Source organism: Janthinobacterium sp. FW305-128 (assembly GCF_020858135.1).
Classification (GTDB): Bacteria; Pseudomonadota; Gammaproteobacteria; order Burkholderiales; family Burkholderiaceae_D; genus Janthinobacterium.
Genome location: NZ_JACYMK010000011.1, coordinates 237,255 through 257,878, shown reverse-complemented (window position 1 = coordinate 257,878; position 20,624 = coordinate 237,255). Strand labels below are relative to the sequence as shown.

The 20,624-nt window shown below is 65.0% G+C and carries 16 protein-coding genes; 2 read left to right on the top strand and 14 right to left on the bottom strand.

Going from position 1 to position 20,624, the window contains the following annotated elements:
- Positions 1–60 precede the first annotated feature (60 nt).
- Positions 61–1,347 carry an O-acetylhomoserine aminocarboxypropyltransferase/cysteine synthase family protein gene (locus tag IGS60_RS22515; protein WP_230506257.1) on the top strand — a complete coding sequence of 429 codons (1,287 nt, stop codon included), beginning with the start codon at positions 61–63 and terminating at the stop codon, positions 1,345–1,347.
- 49 nt (positions 1,348–1,396) lie between these two features.
- Entirely contained in the window at positions 1,397–2,389 is a 993-nt protein-coding gene (locus IGS60_RS22510; RefSeq protein ID WP_230506256.1) for a GyrI-like domain-containing protein, read from the top strand.
- Positions 2,390–2,525: 136 nt separating this feature from the next.
- Here IGS60_RS22510 and IGS60_RS22505 read toward each other — a convergent pair whose 3' ends face one another.
- The 14 genes from IGS60_RS22505 to aspT (IGS60_RS22440) all read right to left on the bottom strand — a co-directional run bounded on the left by IGS60_RS22505 (position 2,526) and on the right by aspT (IGS60_RS22440) (position 20,548).
- Positions 2,526–3,560, bottom strand: coding sequence for an AAA family ATPase (locus IGS60_RS22505; protein ID WP_230506255.1), 1,035 nt, complete (start codon positions 3,558–3,560; stop codon positions 2,526–2,528).
- Positions 3,557–4,936: a capsule biosynthesis protein CapK gene (locus IGS60_RS22500; protein ID WP_230506254.1), complete on the bottom strand. Its 1,380-nt coding sequence runs from the start codon at positions 4,934–4,936 to the stop codon at positions 3,557–3,559. The genes IGS60_RS22505 and IGS60_RS22500 overlap by 4 nt, the downstream gene beginning before the upstream one ends.
- Positions 4,933–5,526 carry a hypothetical protein gene (locus tag IGS60_RS22495; protein ID WP_230506253.1) on the bottom strand — a complete coding sequence of 198 codons (594 nt, stop codon included), beginning with the start codon at positions 5,524–5,526 and terminating at the stop codon, positions 4,933–4,935. Before IGS60_RS22495 ends, IGS60_RS22500 begins: the two co-directional genes overlap by 4 nt.
- Positions 5,527–5,608: 82 nt before the next feature.
- Positions 5,609–7,384 carry a VWA domain-containing protein gene (locus IGS60_RS22490; protein WP_230506252.1) on the bottom strand — a complete coding sequence of 592 codons (1,776 nt, stop codon included), beginning with the start codon at positions 7,382–7,384 and terminating at the stop codon, positions 5,609–5,611.
- Positions 7,381–8,352, bottom strand: a complete 972-nt coding sequence (locus tag IGS60_RS22485; protein ID WP_230506251.1) for a hypothetical protein — start codon at positions 8,350–8,352, stop codon at positions 7,381–7,383. Before IGS60_RS22485 ends, IGS60_RS22490 begins: the two co-directional genes overlap by 4 nt.
- 9 nt (positions 8,353–8,361) lie before the next feature.
- Positions 8,362–8,829, bottom strand: coding sequence for a hypothetical protein (locus IGS60_RS22480; protein WP_230506250.1), 468 nt, complete (start codon positions 8,827–8,829; stop codon positions 8,362–8,364).
- A gap of 2 nt (positions 8,830–8,831) precedes the next feature.
- Positions 8,832–10,412 carry an AAA family ATPase gene (locus IGS60_RS22475; protein WP_070218287.1) on the bottom strand — a complete coding sequence of 527 codons (1,581 nt, stop codon included), beginning with the start codon at positions 10,410–10,412 and terminating at the stop codon, positions 8,832–8,834.
- A 112-nt stretch (positions 10,413–10,524) separates the two neighbouring features.
- Positions 10,525–11,685, bottom strand: coding sequence for an ABC transporter permease (locus IGS60_RS22470; RefSeq protein ID WP_230506249.1), 1,161 nt, complete (start codon positions 11,683–11,685; stop codon positions 10,525–10,527).
- Positions 11,682–12,863, bottom strand: a complete 1,182-nt coding sequence (locus IGS60_RS22465) for an ABC transporter permease (RefSeq protein WP_070218289.1) — start codon at positions 12,861–12,863, stop codon at positions 11,682–11,684. Before IGS60_RS22465 ends, IGS60_RS22470 begins: the two co-directional genes overlap by 4 nt.
- 6 nt (positions 12,864–12,869) lie before the next feature.
- A complete protein-coding gene (locus tag IGS60_RS22460) occupies positions 12,870–13,844 on the bottom strand; it encodes an HlyD family secretion protein (RefSeq protein WP_121669067.1) in 975 nt (324 codons plus the stop codon).
- Positions 13,845–13,846: 2 nt separating this feature from the next.
- Positions 13,847–15,256 carry a TolC family protein gene (locus tag IGS60_RS22455; RefSeq protein ID WP_230506248.1) on the bottom strand — a complete coding sequence of 470 codons (1,410 nt, stop codon included), beginning with the start codon at positions 15,254–15,256 and terminating at the stop codon, positions 13,847–13,849.
- A 178-nt stretch (positions 15,257–15,434) separates the two neighbouring features.
- Positions 15,435–17,051 (bottom strand): bifunctional aspartate transaminase/aspartate 4-decarboxylase, encoded by a 1,617-nt coding sequence (locus IGS60_RS22450; RefSeq protein ID WP_230506247.1) that lies wholly within the window; start codon positions 17,049–17,051, stop codon positions 15,435–15,437.
- A 69-nt stretch (positions 17,052–17,120) separates the two neighbouring features.
- The gene (gene aspT / locus IGS60_RS22445; RefSeq protein ID WP_230506246.1) at positions 17,121–18,809 is read right to left on the bottom strand and encodes an aspartate-alanine antiporter; all 1,689 of its coding nucleotides are present in this window, start codon (positions 18,807–18,809) and stop codon (positions 17,121–17,123) included.
- 56 nt (positions 18,810–18,865) lie between these two features.
- Complete coding sequence (aspT, locus tag IGS60_RS22440; RefSeq protein ID WP_230506245.1) at positions 18,866–20,548, bottom strand: aspartate-alanine antiporter; 1,683 nt, start codon at positions 20,546–20,548, stop codon at positions 18,866–18,868.
- Positions 20,549–20,624: the final 76 nt, after the last annotated feature.

Sequence of the window (20,624 nt, the reverse complement as noted above, 5' to 3'; positions counted from 1 at the left end):
GGGCGCATGGCACAATGGCTGCGGATTTGACCACCGCAGCCCATTCGAACCGGAGACCACATGAGAATCGAAACCCTGGCCGTGCACGCCGGCTACACCCCCGACCCGACCACCAAGGCCGCCGCCGTCCCCATCTACCAGACGGTGGCCTACGCCTTCGACAATGCCCAGCATGGCGCCGACCTGTTCGACCTCAAGGTCGCCGGCAATATCTATACGCGCATCATGAACCCCACGCAGGACGTGCTGGAAAAGCGGGTCGCTGCACTGGAAGGCGGCGTGGCCGCGCTGGCCGTCGCTTCCGGCATGGCGGCGATCACCTACGCGATCCAGACCATCGCCGAAGCGGGCGACAATTTCATCTCCGCCAGCCAGCTGTACGGCGGCACCTACAACCTGTTTGCCCACACCCTGCCGCAGATCGGCATCGAAGTGCGCTTCGCCGACGCGCGCCAGCCCGAGACCTTCGCCGCCCTGATCGACGCGCGCACCAAGGCCATCTTCTGCGAATCGATCGGCAACCCGCTGGGCAATGTGACGGACGTGGCGAAACTGGCCGAAATCGCGCACGGGCACGGCATCCCGCTGATCGTCGATAACACCGTGCCGAGCCCCTATCTGTTCCGCCCCATCGAGCATGGCGCCGACATCGTCGTCCATTCGCTGACCAAATACCTGGGCGGCCACGGCACCACCGTGGGCGGCGCCATCGTCGACAGCGGCAAATTTCCGTGGGCCGAACACAAGGAGCGTTTCAAGCGCCTGAACGAACCGGACGTGTCCTACCACGGCGTCGTCTACACGGAAGCGTTCGGCCCCGCCGCCTTCATCGGCCGCGCGCGCGTCGTCCCGCTGCGCAACATGGGCGCGGCCATTTCGCCGCTCTCCGCCTTCCAGCTGATCCAGGGCATCGAGACGCTGGCCCTGCGCATGGACCGCATCTGCGACAATACGCTGGCCCTGGCCAAGCACCTGAAGCAGCATCCGAAAGTCGCGTGGGTCAATTACGCGGGCCTGGAAGACCACCCGGACCACGCGCTGGTGAAAAAATACATGCACGGCCGCGCCTCGGGCATCCTGTCCTTCGGCCTGAAACTGGCGGCAAGCGAAGACCCGCGCGCGGCCGGCGCCCGCGTGCTCGACGCCCTGCAGCTGTTTACGCGCCTGGTCAACATCGGCGACGCCAAGTCGCTGGCCACCCACCCGGCATCGACCACGCACCGCCAGCTCAATCCCGAGGAACTGGCCAAGGCGGGCGTGTCCGAAGACATGCTGCGCCTGTCCGTGGGCATCGAGCATATCGACGACTTGCGCGAAGACCTGGAACAGGCCTTGAACGCGGCGTAAGGCCTGTTTTCACACGTTCCCCTGGGGAGTTCATGCCATAATTGACGGCATGAACTCCCCTTCCTCTTCGCCGCTGCAGACCGCGCCGGGCCTGTTCCGCGCCGAATACGCGCGCCGCATGAATGCCGTGCTCGACCATATCGACCGCCATCTGGACACGCCGCTGGACCTGGCCCAACTGGCCGACGTCGCGCATTTTTCGCGTTTCCACTTTCACCGCGTGTTCGCCGCCTGGATGGGTGAAACCTTGGGCGATTATGCGCGCCGCCGGCGCCTGGAATCGGCCGCCTTGCGGCTGGCCTGCCGTCCCGGCGAGTCGATACTCGACATCGCGCTGGCGACGGGCTTCGGTTCCGGCGAAGCGTTTGCGCGCGCCTTCAAGCTGAAATTCGGCTGCACGCCGACAGCCTGGCGCGCCGGCATTGCCGCGAAAAACGCCGCCATGCTCGCGGCCATGCGCCTGCGCCGGCAAGATAGCAATCCGGATCAGGCCATGCGCAATCCCGGTCAGGAATACGGGCCGAACTTCCCGCACCATGGGCACTCCAATCCACTTGATAGAGAGAGTCCCATGCAAGTCACCATCCTCGACCTGCCGCCCGCCACCGTCGCGTGCCAGCGCCATATCGGCCCCTACGGCCCCGCCATCAGCGCCTTCTGGCGCGACACCGTATCACCGTGGATGCAGTCGCACGGCCTGGGCGACGCCACCTGCTACGGCATCGGCCTTGACGATCCCGCCATCACGCCGCCGGAAAAATGCCGCTACGACGCCTGCGTCGCCGTGCCCGACGGCTTCCAGTCAGCCGGACGCGCCAGCCTCGCCACCCTGCCAGGCGGGCGTTATGCGGTGGCGCAATTCAAGGGACCGTCCAGCGCCATCCCCGACGCGTGGACGCGCATGGCGCGCGAATGGCTGCCGGCCAGCGGCCTGCAGTGGGACGAGCGCCCCTGCTTCGAGCGCTTTGCCGCCGCCACGGCGATGGACCCGGCCAACGGCGAATTCTCTTGCGAGATCTGCATCCCCGTGCGGCCGCTGTAACAATCTCGTCGGATTACGCGGCATGCGCCGCTAATCCGACCTACCCTGCGGTATCCGCGTGCGCCGCCGTAGCAACAGCGTAGGTCGGATTAGCGCAGCGTAATCCGACACCGCCGCGTACGCCACGCATCCGCCATTAAGGTCCCGTCAGCACCTGCGCCACCTGCCTGACCCTGTCATCCACGGAACCTGACACATTGACATAGGCAATCCCCCGCCGCGCCAGCTCGGCCTGATACCACGCATGCTGGCGCGCGCGGAAATCCTCGTCGCGGCGGGTGCCGTCCTGAATGAAGGGGAAATCGGGCGCGCACAGCAGCATCAGGTCATAGCGGTGTTCGGCCAGCTGCGCCAATTCCTGCTCGGCCTTGCCGAACATCTCGACGCAGTAAAAATACGTGGTCATGGGCGAGGTATCGCAAAACAGCCAGCGCCGCGCAGCCAACAGCGCCTGCGCTTCGCGGCGCAGCTGTTCCCGGCCGATCTTCAGCAGATCGTCATAGAGCAATACGCCATCCTGGCTTTCCCATAGCTCTCGGCCGTACTCAGCCACCCAGGCCGTCTCGAAATGCGCCGCCAGCGCTTGCGTCAAAGTCGTCTTGCCGCTCGACTCGCCGCCGAGCACGCACACGCGCGTGACAAAATCGGCGTGCACGATGGGCGACAGGAAGGCGCCGTGCGCATGCGGGTCTTGCCGCACGAGGGTGCCGGACACGGGCACCAGGCTTCTGGCCTGGTCCACGCTCACGTGCGTCACCGGCCCGCTTGCATAATACCGTTCCAGCACCTGCGCGAAGCCGGGACCATACTCTTCGCTGGTGAAGACGGCATCGACGGGCAAGTCCAGCACCGTCCAGCACAGCCAGCCCATGAAGTGGCGATGGTCGTCGCCATCGGCGTCGTTGTGCGGCAGCGCACGCGCCGGCACGCCGCGCGCCGCGCACAGGGCGGCCAGGCGCGCATCGTCGAGCACCACGATGTGCGCTTGCGGGAATTGCGCGCGCAGCCACCGTTCCCGGCGCGCCGGTTCCAGGCCGGGAAATTCGGGCTTGGTGTAGCTGACCACCAGCAGCTCTTCGCAGGCGTCTTGCGCACGGTTGATCAACAGTTCATGGCCCTGATGCAGCGGGCAAAATTTGCCGACCACAAGGCCGCGTTTATGGAGCTTCATGCTGCCGCTTCCCGCAAATCCGAGGTGTATTGAATGATCTTGTCTTCCGCCAGCAAGGTCTCGACCGCGATGTCGCCGAAAAAGGGCGCGAGCAAGGCGCGCGCACGGTCAGCCTGCGGCATGGCGTTCGGCGCCAGGCGCAGCGCGACGGCGCCGTCGCCATGCTGATGCACGCCGAACAGGGCGATGGCCAGCGGTTTCAGGGCATGCGTGATGTCGATATTGTTGATCCAGTCGCCGTTGACCGTCCTGTAGCGCAAGGGGCTGCGGCCAGCCAGGCCCACCAGCACGGGGCCATGCGGGCCATGCAGCAGCGACGCGTAATCGCCCGTGCGGTAGCGCACGAGGGGCAGGCAAAAGTTAAAACCGCCCGTCACGGTGATTTCACCGCGCGCGCCATCGGGCACGGGCTGTCCCGCAGCATCGAGGATTTCCACGTACAAGCGGTGCTGCAGCAACACATGGCCGCCTGTCCGCTCGTCGTACACGGCGACGGGTCCCACTTCATTGAGCGAATAGATGTCGAGCACGGGGCAAGCAAAAGCCGCTTCCAGCCGCGCGCGCATGCCGGGCAACAGCATCATCGAGACGGACAGCAGCGCGGCAGGCTTGTGCGTCATGGACAAGGTCAGCAGCTCGGCAAACGAGATGGGGTCGCCCGCGATCAGCTCGGGCGCCATGGCGTCCAGGTAGCGCGCGCGGTCTTCAGGCTGGCGCCAGTCGTCCACGTGCAGATTGATCTTCGCCAGGCCTGATTCGTTCATCGTGGGCGTGACGGAGACATAGGTGAAGCAGCGGCGCTGGTGCCCCAGCAGCATCACGCCCACCTGGCCCGCGCCATGGCGCAGGGTCACGCCGAAGCGGCGCAGCGCGCGCTTGTGGAAGGCCAGGTAGCGCCCCGCCACCAGCGGGTGCGAGGCGATCAGCAGCGGATGGCCCGTGGTGCCCGTCGTCTGGAAATTGATCATGCGCGCCAGGTCCGCATCGTCGGGCACGAAGGCGGCGATGTCGTGCGCCAGTTCGGCGCGGCTGACGGGCGCCACGTCCGCAAGGCGCGCGGGGGGCGAGCCGCAGGCGCGGTAATACGGCACCGTGGCGTAGGTCGTCCTGAAAAAATCCGCCAGCCAGGACGGCGGCGCATCGGCGCTCCAGCCGATCGCGGCATCCATGACGTCCTGTTCATAGGCGCGCAGCGCTTCGACCTCCGCGGCCAGCAGCTTGTTGCCGCTGCGGTTGCGGTACCGGGGCGCGCACGGATGGCTGCGCAGTTTGTCCAGCATGCGTGCGCCCGCCGGCGTCAGGGTGGGACAATAGTCGCGGTCCGATTCCCAGGCACCGCCCGGCAGGTTGACGTCAGGTTTGCCAGCGAGCATCATTCGCGCGACCACTTGTCGGCCGATTCCTCGGCCGCCTTCTTCGCCAGCGCCTCGCGGATCTCGCGCGAACGCTGCTCGGCCAGGCGGCTCGCTTCGAGCAGGCGGCGGCGCTCCGTGCCGCTGATGGCGGACAATCTGTCCGTGGCCTGCGCCACGCTTTCATCGCGGGGCCGAAAACCCAGGCGCGCCAGCACGATGCGCGCCAGTTCCTCGCGCCGCTCCGGGTCTTGCGTGAACTGGTGCGCGGGCGTGGTGGCGGCCAGTTCGCGCGCCGCCTCGCCCAGCACCTGCAGCAGGTCATGCTGCGGCAACCGCTGTGCGATGAACCACTCGTCAGCCAGCAGCCAGCACAGGATCATGGCCAGCGCCAGCCGGTTGCGGTCCGCCTTCACCTGGGCGCCGATAAAACCCTGCAGGGACGCGGCAGGCGCACGCGCGCCATGCAGCAGCACAATGTCGTTGACCAGCGCGGCCACCGCCACCGCCTGCGCATTGGCGACACCGGCGATACGGGGCTCGGCGAAGAATTCGACGGGCGTGTCGGCCAGGCGGTGGGTTAAGGTTTCGAGGTGGGGACCAGAGATATTCATGGGCCTTTTCTTATACAGTGATGTGCAAATTTAGCCCGAAAAGCAAAGGCTGGGGTCAGACCCGGCGGGTCTGACCCCGGATTTAAACATAGTGGCGCCGGCTGAACGCCCGCGCAAAGTCCAGCAAGTCCTCGTAGCGCTCGACGGCATGGATATCCCACCCCTGCTCGCGGCGCGCGCGTTTTAAATCGTCATAGGTCTGCTGCAGCCACTTGTGGCTCGCCGCGCCATCCCAGTCGCGCGCCAGGTTCAGGGCCATGGTGCCGCCCGCGCCGCCCTGGGCCAGCGCCTTGGCGGAAATATCCCAGCCGCTGTTGCCCAGTTCATCCTTGTCGAACATGGTGGTGATGCCATCGTCGGAAATCATCAGGATGTGCGCGGGCCGTTCGCGCTTGCCCGCATAGGTCTTGCGCAGACAGTGGATGGGGAAACAGGTGCCGCCGCCAAAAAACTCCGTCAGCACGCCCAGGATCAGGTCTTCATCGCGCACGAAGCCGGGCGTCTGCATCACCTCGTTCTTGCCGCTCCACAGGGTCACCTGCACTTTCGCGCCGGCGCGCAGGGCGGACAAGGCGATGACGGCGCCGGCCAGGGTCAGGAACGAGGTGTGCGCCTGCGGGTTCGGCATGGAGCCTGAACTGTCCACGTACATGTCCAGGTCGACGGGCACGGCGTCGATGGCGCGCGCCGGTTCGCGGCCATACACGCGGCGCACGGTCGTCACGCCAGGCACGGGGCGCGGCGACTGCATCACGGATTGCAGCCAGTCGATTTCCTCGAGCGGATCGCCGATCTCCCACGCTTCCAGCCCTTCCATCTGCGGCTCCTGCGACTCGGGCGCGGGGCGGCTGGGAAACGCCACCAGGTGCGGCAAGGCCCGCTCGCGGTAGTAGCGGATGGCGATTTCATGGTCGCTCAGATCGATGCCCGAGGCCTTCAGAATGTCGCCCAGCTCGAACGGTTCGCGCAGCTGGCCGCCGCCCTGCCTTGCCGGCGCCTCGCCTTGTGGCTCCTCGCCATCGAGGCCGGAAATGCGCTTGTCGTGCACCGGGTGGATGGCGCCGCCTTCCTCGTCATCCTCGATCTGCTGCGCGCCATACGTCTGGCAGCCCCGGGCCGCGTCGCGCGTGTCCTGCAGATAGCGGCTCGGGCCCAGAGCGTCCGTATCGTCGACCAGGTAGGGCAGCAGCAAGGTGGCGAAACGGCCCGCCGCCAGCATCCAGTCGTTCGCATACACGCGTATCAGGCGCGCGCCCAGCCAGGCGTCCGTGTCCAGGCGTTCGTCCGCCTCGTTCTCAGCCCCTGCTCCGCCCAGCTCTCCCTTTTCCAGCTGCCACAGGTTTTCATAGATGCGCATGTACAAGGTCCACACGCCGCCGCTGCCCTTGGCGCGCGCTTCCACCGTGCGCCCCTGCTGCAGCTTGCGGTAGATGTCGGCCATGCGCAGATTCGCCTGGCGCTGCAAGCGGTCGTTGATGAACAGGTCCGTGTACAGATTGGCCACCATGGGCGCGTGCTGCTCCAGTGTGGGCAAGGCGCGGCGCATGCGCGCCAGCAAACGGAACTGGTCGCCGGCGCTGCCCGGCGCGAGGATATGGTGGCCGATTTCATGGGCGAGGATTTCCAGCGCATAGTCGTCCAGCCCCAGTTCCGTCACCAGCGGCAAGTCCACCACCACGCTCTGGTCCAGCAAACGGATCATGGCGAAGCTGCCGGACAGGCCCTGCTTGCTGGCCTCGACGCGGCTGGCGCACAGGCTGGGGTCGCGCAGGCGCGTAAATTTGCTCCATACGGCCAGGGCCTCGGGCCACGCAGCGCGCCAGGTGTCGATCAGCGCGGTGTCGGCATCGTTCTTCATGCGAGCGGCAGCAGGCGGATCGCGTGCGTCCATGGCGACGTGACGGCGACCGTATGCGCATTGGCGGCGATGGCGATGTCGCCGGCCGGCACATCGAGTTCGATGCGGCGCGCGCCGATCTGCAGGGTCGTCCCATCGAGCCGCACGGCCGATGGCGCGCCCGTTTGCGCCTGCTCGAACTCCTGCGCCGTGGCGCTGTGCAGCACGGCGCCAAAGGCGTCGGCCACCAGCAGGTAATGGCGCTCGCCGCTGCGCACGATAAAACCATCCGCCGCAGCGCGCACCTGCGGCGGCGTGCCGAAGTCGCCGCCGAGGCCTGTGAAGCTGCCGAACTCGCGGCCCTCCGCATTGCCGCGCCACGGATACTCCACCAGCTGCGCATGCACCTGCGGCCACTGCGCACCCGGCTCGCCAAAGGCGGCCAGCGCCAAGTCCGGCGGCAAGGTATCGGCGGCGGCCAGCGCGCCCTGGCGGAAATGCGCGACGCCCGCGCGCCAGGCCAGCACCTGGCCCACGGCGCGCAGCTGCGCCAGCGTGGCGATCTTCGGCGCCAGGGCGGCCAGCTCGCGCTGCCACTGCGCGGGACGCGCCCCCGCCACGGAGGCGATGTGGACGGCGGCGTTGCTCAGCATGCCCAGCACGTCGATGGGCGCCGTCGCCAGCAGCGTTGAAAGCTGCGGTGCCAGCTCGCGCCAGACGGTATTCAAAAACGGGTTTTTCGCCGCCGGACCGGCCAGCCCATGGCCCACCAGTTCCAGGGCCATGTCGTAGGCAGCGAGGGTCGCGCCGCCCGCGCGTTCAGGCGCGGCGGCGGCCACGGCCACCACCAGCGGATCGACGCCGTCAAGCAAGAAGGCGCCGAAGGCGGCCATGTCGAGCGAGGGAAAGCGTCGGCGCGCTTCCGCTGCACGCGCATTGAACTGGGCGCGGCCCCCGGCAAGTAGCGAGGCAAAGGCAGGAGAGATCATCGCGGCCCCTCAGTCGCTGTGCGAAAAGTGCAGCAGATAGCGTTCATCGCCCAGTTCGAACGCGATCTCGTCCCAGTGGATCGCGTACCAGAAACCGGCGGGCGGCGTCATCGTCACGGCATACGTGGAAAAACCGCCCAGCGCCTCGTCGAGCGATGCGAGGAAGGCGGCCACCAGCTGCGCGCGGAAGCGTCCCGGTGGCGCCGCCTGCATGTGCCGCGACGAGAAAAACCAGCGCTGGCACACCTGCTCCAGCTGCGCGCGCCCGCACGGCGCCGCATTAATGTGCCACAAGGGGGCCGGCAAGTCGCGTGCGGGTGCGATGACGTGCAAGGCATGGTCTTCCACGCGCAGGCCCAGCGCCGTGGCAAGATCGGGCGCGTCGGGCAGGCGTGATAATTCGTAGCTCGCGCACAGGTCGCTCGCTTCGCCATTGAGCATGGCCAGCGCTTCCAGGAAGCCTTGACAGTGCAGCACGCTCATTGCGAACGCAGCCAGCTGCGGTAGTTGGTATAGCGCTGATGCAGGTATTTGAGCTTCAGCAGGTCGTCGTACAGGGGGCCGTACAGCTTGCGCCCCTTCGTGCGTTCGCCGATCAGCTTTTCGATGCGGTTCAGGCGCGCCAGGGTTTCACGTTCGCTGACGCCGTCGAGGCCCAGGTCGAATTCGGCCGACAGCACGCCCACCGGATCGTCGCGGTCCAGGTCCAGGCGGTTGAATTCATCGTTGGACAGGTCGAACAGGCGGCGCAGCCAGCCCAATCTGTCGCTGCGGTAGGCGGCGTTTTCCGGCAGCGCGAAAAACGGCGCGTCCGGGTCCGGCTGCAGCTTGTTATGCAGGACGAAGGGCAGCACCTGGCGCAAGTCTTCCAGCTCCACCTCGCCATTGCCGCGGAAATACGCCATGGCCTTGGCGTAGATCATGAGCGCCATCAGCGTGCGCACGGAGATGCCGTTCAAGGTCTGGCAACCGAGATCCTTCAAACGGTCGCGCCCATTGTCGGCCGCCTGCGCGGCGCCCCGGTCAGCACCGGCCAAACGGGCCGTATCCTTGGTCATGTATTCGAACTGGCCGCCGGCCGTCTCGAACAGCTCGAACTGGCTGGCAAAAAATTCCAGGCGGCGGCGCACGGCGTCGGGTATGCCCACCTGGCGGATCGCCTCGCCGATCTGATCGACCTCGCCTTCCGTGAAGATGATATCGGGCGGCACCAGCTCTTCGGGACGCACGTTTTCTTCCACGCGCAGCAGCAGCTCGTTCAGGAAGCGCGGGTTGAAGGCCAGCGCCTGCACCGTCACGTCGACCCGGTCGCGCAGCGCCTCGATCACCTGGTACGTGCCGCCGCCCTGGTCGTCGTTGGCCGTCAGGTACCAGGCCGCTTCCGGGCACTCGTAAATATGGTTCAGCACTTCCGCGTAATTGTCGCCCATCACGGTGAGCAGCGCGCTTTGCGTGCGCGTGGGGATGCGGTTGTATTCATCGACGATTTTCACGCGCATGCCCAGCCAGGCGCGCCAGGCGATGCGGATATCGTCCATGCTTTGCGCATTCACCAGGTCGGCCGGCAGCGGATTGCCGAGCAAATCGGCCACCGTCATCTGCGGGTGGCCATGCTGCATGGCGCGTTTCACCTCCTTGACAGTGGAGCCGGCCAGCACGCCCATCAGCAGGGCGCTGGCCGTCTTGCCCCGCCCCGGCCCGCCCACAAACAGGCATTTGCGGCGCGTGGCGAACGTCAGCAGGGGCAGCAAAATAAAACTCGAATAGCTTTGCGCCGACGGCAAATTCAATGTGCGGCGGCTGTCGCCCACGGAATAGGTCTGCGACGGGCCGTCGTTGTACTCGATGTCGTAGTGGGGGCTGATGATGGCGTGGTTGACGATCCAGAAATACGCCTGGCGCAGCTTTTCATCGAAAGGCCGCGCTTGCGCCTCGCCTTCCGCTCCCAGCGCGATGGGGCCCTGGTACAGGTCCGCCACGTCGAACTGCCGCGCGGCAGGCGCGGCCTTGGGCTTGGTGGGGGCTTGGGACAGGCGCTGGAACAAATTGAATGCAGACATAGAAATCATCAAAAAGGCATCGAATCAACCCCTAAAGCCAAGGACCGGGGTCGGACCCTTAGGGTCCGACCCCAGCATTTCGCTGGGGTTACGGAAATGAAATTATTGCATATCAAGTGCCTTCGGCCTTGTTCAAATCAACAACGGTTTCCTCCAGCTTGCGCCAGCGCCACCAGCCCAGCGCCACGCAGGCCAACAGCAAGGCCAGCAAGCCCGCCACTTCATGGCGGATTTCATACAGCGACGCGCCCATCTGGTTGAGCGCAACAAAGCCCTGGATGCCAGCCGTGGACGGCAGCACCCAGCGCAGCCATTGCAGCACGACGGGCATGGACGATACGGGCCAGGTCAGGCCCGCGAGGAACAGCACCGGCATCGAGGTGGCGATCATCAGCTGCGTGCCCCGTTCGCGCGTGCGGAACAGCATGCCCAGCAGCATGCCGAACGCCGCCTCCGCCAGCGAGAACAGCACCAGCAGCAACAGCATGCCGCCGAAGTTGCCGCCACGGGGGTAATCCTGGAACCAGAAGACGAAGCCGAAGAAATAGCAGCAATTGAGGAAAGCGACGCAGGCAAACGCCAGCAGCATGCCCGCATAGCCGCCCGCCGTGCGCCGGCCGACCACGGGGAAGCTCTTGCGCTGGTACCAGGTGCCGAACAGCATGGTCATGCCGATCAGCAAGGTCTGCTGCACGATCAAGGTCGCCACGCCCGGCACGACATACGCGCCATAGCCTTCCTTGACGTTAAACAGGGGCACGGCGTCAAACGCGATGGGCGAGCGCTGCTGGTTGGCCTGCACGGTCGATGGCGTGCCAGCACCCAGGCGTTTCAACTCGATGCCGGCCGACACCGTGCCCACCACTTCCGCCAGGCCGTTCAAGGCCACCTTGTTGAGCATCAAGTACAGGCCATTGCCCGCCACCTGCGCATGGGCGGCGCGGCCGGCCAGCACGTCCGTCTGCAAACCGTCGGGAAGGATCAGCACGCCCATGACCTTGTCGCGCCACAGCAAATCCTGCGCGACGGGCAAGTCCGGCGTGACGGCCACGACTTGCAGCGAGGGGTGAGCCATGGCGAAGCGCGTGAGCTGGCGCGACATGGCGCTGCGGTCCTGGTCGACGACGGCCACGGGCACGCGCTGGACGATTTCCGTCGAGTATGGCAGCGGATAAAAGAAGGAATAGATGATGCCGCCGATAAACAGCAAGGTCAGCGCCCCCTTGTCCGTCAGCATGGCGCGCCAGGTGGCGATAAAAGCCGGCCAGATCATGCGCGCCCCCAGGCCGCAGGCATATTCGCGCGGCGCGCCAGCAGGAATACGCCCACGGCGCCGCAGCCGATGGCAAAGCCGGCCAAGATCAGCATTTCCTGCACGCCATAACGCCATGGCGCGCCGGCCAGCCAGTATTTCGTTTGCAATTGCAGATAGTGCGTGAGCGGCAAGGCTTCCGCCCAGGCGCGCGCCGGTGCCGGCATGGCCATCAGGGGAAAGGCCTGGCCCGCGAACGCGAAGGCCGGTGCGGTAATAAATGCCGCGCCCGACAGGGCCAGGCGCAGGGACAGGGTGGCGCCGATCAGCAAGGTGGCCATGCCGCAATACGCGAGCACCAGCAGCAACATGCTCAGCAGCAGGGCCGGCAAGCTGCCCGCCACGGCCCAGCCACGCGCCAGGCTGAAGAACAGCAGATACAGCAGCGCCAGCGCGCAGTAGGCGATCACGGGAAACAGCAGCTTGGTGCCGACGGCACGCAGCCAGCTGCCCTTGGCCGAGGCCAGCCATTGCGGCACCGTGCCGTCGCGCAACTCGCGTCCGATGCTCGTGACGACGGCGACGACGATGAAGATCTGCAGCATGGCCGGCATCAGGGCCAACGTTAAAAATGCTTCATAGCTGGTGTTTTCATTGTACAAACTGTTCAGTGTCGTGCGGATCGGTTCGAACTGGGCCGCCGCCTGCACGCCCGACATGCCCTTTTTTGCGCGCGCCGTCATCTCGATGCCGGCCGACAAGGTCGTGCTCACCGTGCGCACGTCGCGCAGCAAGGCGCCCGCGTGCGAGGAAAACTGCGCGTTGTACAGCCATTGCACGGTGGCTTGCCTGCCGCCCAGCAGTTTCTGTTCGAAATCGTTGGGGATCAGCAGGTAGCCGAACGCCGTACGCTCGCGCAAGCGATGCAGGGCTTCGTCGCTGGACGCCACTTTCGCCGCCACCTGGACACCGGGCGAAGCGTCGAGCCAGCGCGTGAGCTGGCGCGACAAGGTCGAGTTGTCGTTATCGATGACGACGATGGGCAAGTCGCGCGCGATGCCGGCGGAAAACACCAGCCACAACATACCGCACAGCACGATGGGAATCCAGCTGAGCATGCCGAAGTCCCAGAAGTCGCCGCGCAGCCGCGCCCACTCGCGCGCCAGCGCAGAAACCGGCCCCTTATCCGCTTCGTTCATCGCGTATCAGAGCGGTGGAAACACGACCGACATGCCCGGGCGCAAGCCCTCGACCTTGATGGCGGGGCGCAGCCGGATTTCAAACGTGCGCAAGTCAGTGCCGCCCGGGCGGGCCGCGCGCCACGTGGCGAAATCGGGCAGCACGGCCACGGAACTGACCTTGAAGCTCACTTGCTGCTTCAAGGCCGGCACATTGGCCGTATGCGTGCTGCCCATGGCAAACGCGGCCATTTCATCTTCGCGCACCTGCAGCACGGCCCAGGCGTCATCGAGGTTCACCAGGGTGATCACGGGGAAGCCTTGCGGCGCCAGTTCACCGGGCTGTATCTGGATCTTGCTGACCTGCCCGGCCACGGGCGCGGCGATCTTCGTTTCCGCCAGGGCGACCTGCGCTTCCGTCAGCACGGCGCCCACCTGGCGCGCCTGGGCGGCGGCGGCCGTCTTGTCTTCCGGACGGGCGCCCTTTTGCGCCATGTCATATTGCGCGCGGGCCGCTTGCGCCAGCTGGTCGGCGGCGCGCCATTGCGCTTGCGCCTCGTCGCGTTTCTGCTGCGCGATCACGCCTTGCTCGTACATATTGTTGACGCGGGTGTACGTGGTCTTGGCGATGGTGGCGCCCGTTTGCGCCCGCTCCCAGTTGGCTTTCGCGGCGGCGATTTCTTCCGGACGCGCACCCGCTTGCGCCTTTTGCGCCACGGCATCGGCTGCCTGCGTGGCGGCCGTCGCTTGCGCGATCTTCGCGTCCACTTCCGGACTCGTCAGCTGGAACAGCAATTCCCCTTTCGGCACCGTCTGGCCAAGCTTAACGTACAGCTCGCCCACCCTGCCCGGCACTTTCGACGAGACATTGACTTCCTGCGCATCCATCTGTCCCTGCAAAGGCAGGCGCTGCGGCTGGAACGCCTGGTACAAGCCCCAGCCCACGAAGCCGAGGACGATGATGGCGGCGACTATGGCCAATGGTTTTTTGGAGGTGCTCATTATTATTTGTCCACAGGTAATTGGATATCGGCCGCAGCGGCCAGGCTGCCCAGGCGCTGCGTCTCGCCCGTCGCTTCCAGCAATTGCGCCAGGCCCATCACATAGTTATAGGCAGTCTGCGCGCGCTGGGTCTCGACCTTGGCCAGGTTCAGGCGCGCGTCGACCACTTCCAGCGACGTCACTTGTCCTTGCTGGAAAGCGACCGTTTGCAAACGGATATTTTCGCGCGCCAGCTCCACCGACGACGCCGTGGACAGGTACTGGATGCGGGCGTTTTCCAGCGCGCGCCAGTTCTTTTCGATCAGGGTGGGAATGTCGCGCTCGGCCTGGCGCGCCACCACTTCCACGCGCTCCTGGTCCAGCTTGGCGGCGGCGATCATCTTGCCCGTGTTGATGCGGTGCACGAGCGGCACGGCCACGACGAGGCCGATGGCCCAGTTCGACCGCACGAGTTTTTCGTTGCCGCGATTCAAGTTGTAGTTACCGATGGCAAACACGGTGGGCGCGTACTCCTTGCCATGCAGCTTCAAGGCTTGCTCGGCCTGCACGCGCTTGCTGTCGATCTTTTTCCAGTTCGCATTTTCGCGCATGCCCGTGCTGATGAACGATTGCAAGGTACCGACGGGCAGGCTGTTGACGAACAGGGGAGTGCTGGGCCGCACTTGCGTGTTGACGGCGAGCAAACGGTCGAGCGCCACCTGGGCGATTTCCTCATCGCTGCGCGCCTGCGCCTCGTCGCTGCGGGCGCTGTCGAGGGCCACGTCGGCACGCAGGCGTTCCGCGCGCGAAATCAGGCCGCCCTTTTCCAGCTTGGCCGCGTCGCGCTGGTGCTGCGTCACGCCGGCCGTCACTTCGGCCCGCACGGCCACCACCCGCTTCGCCAGCAATAATTGAAAATAGCGCTGCGCCACCAGGGTGGCCAGCTGCTCTTCCGCTTCCGTGCGCTCCGCCTGCGCGGCCAGGGTCAGGCTCGACGCGAGGCCCTTGACGGCGTCCAGGCGCCCGCCCGTGTAGATGGGCCACATGCCCAGCAAGCCGAACGAGGTCAGGTCCGTCACCACTTCGCGGCTCAGGGAATTGGGAATCTGTGGTTTGGGCAAGCCGGGAATCGATGGCAGCACGGACTCGATGCCGCCCACCACGCCGGACAAGCCGCTCGTATCGATGTTCAAGTCCGTCGACAGGCGGCCGCGAAACGCCGTCAAGTCCACGGAAGGGCCGTCGATATTCGACAGCGCCTCCGCCTTGAGGGTCTTCGCGCGCACGTCGAGCGCGGCGCCCTGCACGGCGCCCGAAGCGGCTGCCGCTTGCTGCAGCGCTTCGCTGAATGTCAGAGGTTCCGCCAGGGCCGGCATGGCCGCGCCCAGCGCGCTCGCCAGCAATAATGATAAATGTCCTTGCAATCTGCCCATGTAGCGTCCAGTCAATGAATGAGGGGAAAGCACGGGGTTGCCATGTTTATACTTTCACAATAGCAATTATATCCACGGATGTCCATTCCAGCCTGCACTATTGGTTACGCAAGCTGACAGACAAAAACGGGCGCCTCATGCGGGGCGCCCGTTTTTGTCAGACTACACGGCTAGCGGCTTACTTCTTCGCCTTCTTGCCGCCCTTTTCCTTTTCCTTTTCCTTTTCAAATACGGCAAAGAACTCGGACGCCATGCTGCGGATGGCGCGGCCGATATTGGCGTAGTCGTATTCGTTCAGGTTGGCCAGCGAGACGCGGCCGGACGGATGCGTGGTGCCGAAGCCGCGGCCCGGCAGCAGGATGACGCCCGTTTCCTCGGCCAGGCGGAACAGCGCTTCGTTCGGTTTCAGTTTTTTCAGCAGCCACTGCGAAAACTCCACGCCATGCATCTGCGCGGCCAAGGATTCCATGTCCAGCAGATGGTAGTAGCGCACGGAATTGGCGTCGTGCACCATCGGCAAGCCCAGTTCGCGGTACAGCGCTTCCTTGCGGCGCAGCACGATGCGTTTCATCGATTGCTTGTACTTTTGCTCTTCATCCATCAGCGAGAACAAGGAGAACAGGGTCATCTGCGCCTGCACGGGCGTGGACAGGCCGGCCGTGTGGTTCAGCGCCACCGTGCGGCTGTCGGCCACCAGGCGGTCGATGAATTTCAGCTGGCGCGGTTCCGTCGTGATGGAGTGATAACGGGCATCGAGCTGCTTCTTGATGGTTTCAGGCAACTTCGCAATCTTGTCGTCGAGCACATTGTTTTCATGCGTGGCCACCACGCCCATGCGCCAGCCCGTCGCGCCGAAGTATTTCGAGAACGAATATACGAGGATGGTGTTGAACGGGCAGATGGCGAACAGCGAGACGAAATTGTCGGCGAACGTGCCGTACACGTCATCGGTCAAAATGATCAGGTCCGGGCGCTTCTTGATGATCTTGGCGATGTATTCCAGGGTCTCGTCGTCAATCTTGACGGATGGCGGATTGCTGGGGTTGACGAGGAAGAAAGCCTTCACTTTCGGGTCGAGCAGCTTGTCCAGTTCCTTCTTGGTGAATTGCCAGTTGTTCGATTGCGGCGCATCGATGTGCACGGTGTTCAGCTTGTAGTCGTTCAGCTGGGGAATCTCGATGTAGGGCGTGAAGATCGGCATGCCCAGGGCGATCGTGTCGCCTTCCTGGATGATGTGGTTCGATTTCAGGCTGGCGAACAGATAGGTCATGGCCGCCGTGCCGCCCTCGACCGCGTACATGTCGAAGTTGCCGACAAACGGATGGTCGCCGATCATTTCGCGGTGGATATACTGGCCGACGATTTTCTCGGACAGGCGCAGCATGCGGTCCGGCACGGGATAGTTGCAGCCGAGGATGGCTTCGCACATCTCATAGATGAAGTCGCCCGCGCTCAGGCCCAGCTGGTCGCGCACATACGACACGGCCGCCTCGATGAAATGCGCGCCCGGGTTGCCTTCGTGCTTGCGCACGAAGATTTCAAAGCGCGCCTCGATGCCCTCGCGCGTGGGAAAGCCGCCCACGTCGTCCATGTACACATACGAGCGCTCCGCTTCCGTCATGGCGAACTGGCCGAACTGGAAGAAGCCGTGGCGTGGCGTGGTCGCCAGGAAATTCGGGTTGCCGCGGCCCGCATTGAGCATCAGGCGGTTGCTTTGCTTGGCCGTCTGGATCAGCGCATCCTTCAATTCGAAGGGGCTCAACAGGGCGAGTTTGCTTGGGTTACTGAAATCCATTTTTGCTACTCCTTATCAGACTGATAATTTTGAGGGTTCTTGCAAAGGTGCTTGCACATACATGCAGACTCAGACGAAGGCCACAATCAGCGGCCCCAGCAAGGTCAGGAAAACGTTGGCCAGGGCATACGTGATGGCAAACGGTACGGTGGGAATCGAGTTTTGCGCCGCGTTCAGCACTTCGCCGAACGCGGGATTGGCGCTGCGCGAGCCGGACAAGGCGCCCGCAAACACGGCCACGTTGTCATAGCGCAAGACGTAACGGCCGACCAGCATGGTCAGTATCATCGGCAGGATGGTCACCACGACGCCCACGCCGAACAGGGTCAGGCCGTGTTCGCGCACGGTTTGCACGGCTTGCAGGCCGGACGTGAGGCCGACGACGGCAACGAAGCCGGCCAGGCCCAGATCCTTGAGGATTTGCACGGCGCCGCTGGGCATGTAACCGAAGGTCTGGCGCTTGGCGCGGAACCAGCCGAACACGAGACCCGACAGCAGCACGCCGCCGCCGCTGCCCAGTGTCAGCGGAATCGAACCGATGCGCGCCACCAGCAAGCCCACCAGCAGGCCGACGACGAGGCCGGCGCCCATGTAGACGAAATCCGTCTTGGCGCTCGGCACGATCATGTAGCCCACTTCGGCCGCCACGCGCTTGACGTCCTGCTCGGCGCCATAGATGGTCACCACGTCGCCCGTCTGCACGACGGTTTCCGGCTGCATGGGCAGGATCTTGCCCATGCGGCTCAGCTGCACGACAAAGATGCCGTGACGCACGCCCGGCGCCGTCGCGCTGCGGATTTCACCCACCGTCTTGTTGTGGTAAGCCTTGTTGGTCAGCACCATGTCGCGGCGCTGCATCACCAGTTCCATGCCTTCGACGGCCAGCAATTCCTTGCCCAGCTGGGAAGACACGCTGAGCATGGCTTCGCGGCGGCCCACCAGCAGCACGATATCGTCGGCGGCCAGCACCAGGTCCGGGCTGACGTCGATGATCTGGCCATTGCGTTTCACGCGCTCGATGGTGATGGCCGTGTTCGGATGAGCGCTTTCGATCTCTTCCACGGTGCGGCCGGCACCGGGACCCACGTCGTAGATGCGGCCGATCAAGTCGGGCGCGGCCGGCGTCTGGCCAGGTCCCAGCACCTGCACGCCCGCCTGCAGCGCCGTTTCCGCCTTGATCGCATCTTCGCGGATGGTGCGACCCATGAGTTTCGGCAAGATATTGACGCAGACGATGATGGCGCCGAACGAGCCGAACACATAGGTCACGGCATAGCCGACAGCCACGTTGCCCTGCAGGCGCGCCACCTCGTCGGCCGCCAGGCCCAGCTTGGTGATCGCGTCGCCGGCCGTGCCGATGATGGCCGACTGCGTCAAGCCGCCCGCCGCCACGCCGGCCGCCAGGCCCTTGTCCAGGCCGAACACCTTGGCCATGATGACCACCGTCAGCAGCGCCGTCACGGCCAGCACGACGGCCAGGATGATTTCGCGCACGGACTGGCGCCCCAGCGAATTGAAGAATTGCGGTCCGCTTTCATAACCGACCGCGTAAATGAACAGGGCGAACAGTACCGACTTGACGCCGGGATCGATGGCCACGCCTACCTGGCTGACGAGGACCGCCACCAGCAGTGAACCGGCGACCCCGCCCAGCTGAAACGAGCCGAACTTGATCTTGCCGATGTAGTAGCCCACTGCCAGGGAGAGAAACAAGGCAATTTCGGGCGACTTCTTGAATAACTCATGCAACCATTCCATGCGGACCGCCTTTCGTGTTGAAGGAATTCTTTACTGCCTGTGCTCTTGCAAGCTGCTCATGCATGAACGGACCCGGCCAGGGCCACGATGAGCGGCCCCAGCAGAGGCAGCACCACGTTCGAGATGGCATAGGTAATCGTGTAGCCCAGCAAGGGCGTGGAATTGCCGGCCGCGTTCTGCACGGCCGACAAGGCTGGCGTGCTGCACTGCTGGCCGGCGATGGCGCCCAAGAGCACGGGCGCTTCCAGCTTGAGGAAAAAGTGGCCCACCAGCAACGACAGCGAGGCGGGGATGACGGCGATCAAGACGCCCATCAGCGGCAGCGACAAGCCGTACTGGCGCACCAGCTCGATTGCCTGCGGTCCCGACGCCAGGCCGACGCAGGCAATGAAGGTGGCCAGGCCGATATCCTTCATCATGTCGAGCGCGCTGGGGTGGATGCCCGGCATGCCAGGTTTTCGCGCCTGGTACCAGCCGAACACGAGCCCCGTCAGCAAGGCCCCGCCGCCCGTGCCCAGCGAAAACGGAATGCCGCCCAGCCTGGCGGTAAAGCCGCCGATATACACGCCGAGCACGATGCCGATGCTGGCGTAGACGATATTGCTGCGGTCGCCCGTGGGCACGCGCTTGCCGATGGCGGCCAGCGCCGTGTTCAGTTCGCGTCCTTCCGTCGTGCCGTACAGGCGCAGCACGTCGTCGCGCTGCAGGGCCAGGTCGGGCAAGGGCGGCATGCTGTGCTCGCCGCGGATGACGGCCGCCACATGCACGCCGGTGGGCAAGGCAAGCTGGCGCAGGGGCTGACCCACCAGCGCGGCTTGCTGCAGCACCACTTCGACGGCGGAGACGGCCATGTTCAAGCCCGTCGTGTCGGCAAATTCCTCGCCCAGGATGGCTTCGGCCGCCACCAGTGCGGGACGGTGGCCGATCACCAGCACTTCGTCGTTATTGCGCAGGCGCAGTGGCGGCTCCAACGGTAATACCTTGCCGTGCCGGCGCACGCGCGTGATGCTGGCGCGGCCCGCAAAAATATGCTGCAAGGCATCAAGGCGGCGTCCCGCGCCCCGGCTGATGCGGTAAGCGCGGCCGACCATTTCCGGCGTCGCCTGCAAATCGTCGGCGCCCGCCTGCGCGCCGCCCATTTTTTCCCATAATTTGTCCGCTTCCTCGCGCAGATTGACGCGCAACAACAGCGGAAAAATCTGGCTGGTGACGATGACGATGGCGATCAGGCCAAAGATATATGTGATGGAATACGCGGTGACCACATTGGCTTGCAGCTCGGCGATGCGGGCCGCCGGCAGCGCCAGCTTCGAGATCGCGTCCGTGGCCGTGCCGACGACGGCCGATTCCGTCGCCGCGCCCGCCATCATGCCGGCCGCCGTCCCTTGGTCCAGGCCCAGGAAACGCGTGGCCAGCAGCACCAGCGCCAGCACCACCACCACTTCGATCAGGCACAGTATTCCCAGGCGCAAGCCCTTGGCATTGAGGTTGGCAAAGAACTGGGGACCGCCCGCGTAGCCGAGGGCAAAGATAAACAGCATGAAGAAAACGTTTTTCACGCTGGCGTCCAGGGTAATGCCCAGCTGGCCGATCAGCAGCGCGGCGATCAGGGTGCCGCACACGCCGCCGAGCTGGATCGGGCCGAAGCGTATCTGCCCTACCGCGTAGCCCAGCGCCAGCGCCAGGAACAGGGCCAATTCCGGCACCTGGTGCAATACCGACGCGATCGAATCGAGCATGGGCAAACCTTCGAAAAGATAACGGATGGTTACAAGGGAGCACAGCGTTCGGTGGCTGGCGGCGGCTTGCCGTTGA